This is a genomic window from Psychrobacter sp., assembly GCF_035469765.1.
Lineage (GTDB): Bacteria > Pseudomonadota > Gammaproteobacteria > Pseudomonadales > Moraxellaceae > Psychrobacter.
In genome coordinates this window covers 1-1,837 of the sequence record NZ_DATIRM010000128.1, presented here as the reverse complement: position 1 = coordinate 1,837, position 1,837 = coordinate 1, and the positions used below count along the sequence as shown (strand labels likewise).

At 43.1% G+C, this 1,837-nt stretch carries 1 protein-coding gene; it reads left to right on the top strand.

Features of this window, described 5'->3' with window-relative positions; all coding sequences use genetic code 11:
* Nucleotides 1-13: 13 nt before the first annotated feature.
* The gene (locus VLN09_RS03650; protein ID WP_325243835.1) at nt 14-1,486 is read left to right on the top strand and encodes a coniferyl aldehyde dehydrogenase; all 1,473 of its coding nucleotides are present in this window, start codon (nt 14-16) and stop codon (nt 1,484-1,486) included.
* Nucleotides 1,487-1,837 lie beyond the last annotated feature (351 nt).

Genomic DNA, 1,837 nt, shown 5'->3' with positions numbered 1-1,837 from the left:
ACAAGGAAGATAAATGACAGCCAGCGATCAAGATATTCAGGTTCAACCCTTACATTCTAGTTATGATGAGCAAGAAGGGCTCAGCATTATCAAAACAGTGGCAGATATGCAGGCACAATTTTCACGCCTGCAAAAATTAAGCCGTACTCAACCGATTAACGATTGGGCAACGCGTGAAAACCAGCTCGACAATCTAGAGATTATGCTGAGCGATAATCAAGAGCTGCTTGCCAAAGCCATCAGCGCTGATTTTGGCTATCGTAGTGAATCAGAAACCCAGTTTGCCGAGTTGTTCCCAAGCTTTACGGGTATCAGTTATGCCAAAAAACACGGCAAAAGATGGATGAAAGCGCAGCGGGTATCAATCTCAGCGTTATATATGCCCGCACACAATGAGATTTTACCGCAGCCACTTGGCGTGGTTGGTATCATGGTGCCTTGGAATTATCCGCTATTTTTGGCGATAGGACCAATGATTGATGCGCTTACAGCTGGTAACCGCATCATGATTAAAATGAGTGAAGCAGCGCCGCAATTTGCACAAACGTTTGCAGAAACTATTTCGCGTTATTTTTCACCAGATATGGTTTGCGTGGTCCTTGGTGAAGTCGAGATTGCGGCAGCCTTTAGTGCATTGCCGTTCGATCATCTGCTTTATACTGGCTCTACCGCCGTTGGTAAAAAAGTAATGGCAGCGGCAGCGCCGAATCTAACGCCGGTTACGCTTGAGCTAGGTGGTAAGTCGCCAGTGGTCGTATTAGAAGGTGCTAACTTAGAAAACGCCGTTAACCGCGTAATGATGGGCAAAACTCTTAATGCCGGTCAGACCTGTATTGCACCTGACTATGTGCTCATTCAGCGTCAATATCATGAAGAATTTGTTCGTTTAGCAAGAGAATGGATGGGAAAGCACTATCCCAATATCGAAGAAAATCCTGACTACTCACGCATTATCAATGGCGCGCAGTTTAAGCGTGTCAAAGGCTATTTAGAAGATTTGTCCAGTGAAGGCGTCTATAGACTCACTGATGCGAAGTCTAATTTTGAAACGCGTCTTATGCCACCGGTGATTGTCAGCGAGCCTGCGCCTGAGAGTGATTTGATGCAAAACGAGATATTTGCACCTGTTTTACCGCTTATGCATTACGAGACGCTTGATGATGCGATTGCCTTTATCAATGATCGTCCACGTCCATTGGCATTATATGTCTTTGGCGATAGTAGCCATGATATTGACAAAGTTCGTACCAATACCGTATCTGGTGGTCTGTGTATCAACGAAGTCATTATGCATGTGGCACAGCATGATTTGCCGTTTGGCGGGGTTGGCGACTCAGGTACGGGCGCTTATCATGGTAAAGCGGGTTTTGAGCGTTTTAGCCATATGAAGCCAATCTTTATACAATCCAAACTGAATGGTCTGAATATATTATTACCGCCCTATGGTGGCTTATTTAAAAAGGCAATGGCACTGTTTTTGAAATAGTCTTTTTAAAATAGTGGCTTTAATGAATCAAAAGTATCCACTGCAATGCATTAATAGCATCTATTAAGGTAGGTGCTATTTTTTTGTCTAAAGAATCATTTGTTATCAGTGTGATAAGTGGCTACACTTTGTAATAATGATAAACAATAGTTTTATAAGCTTTAGATAAAAACCCCGCCATGGATGCTAGGTTTGTTAGGCACTATTACTGGGATAAAAACAGCCGTTTTCATAATAAAGATAATAAATAGGAGTGTACCGTGCGCCAATGGATTGCATTTAGCTTATTGCTAATAAGCTCACTATTACTGTCTTTGCCAGTCTCAGCTGCGCTACCAGCTTGCCAAGCGC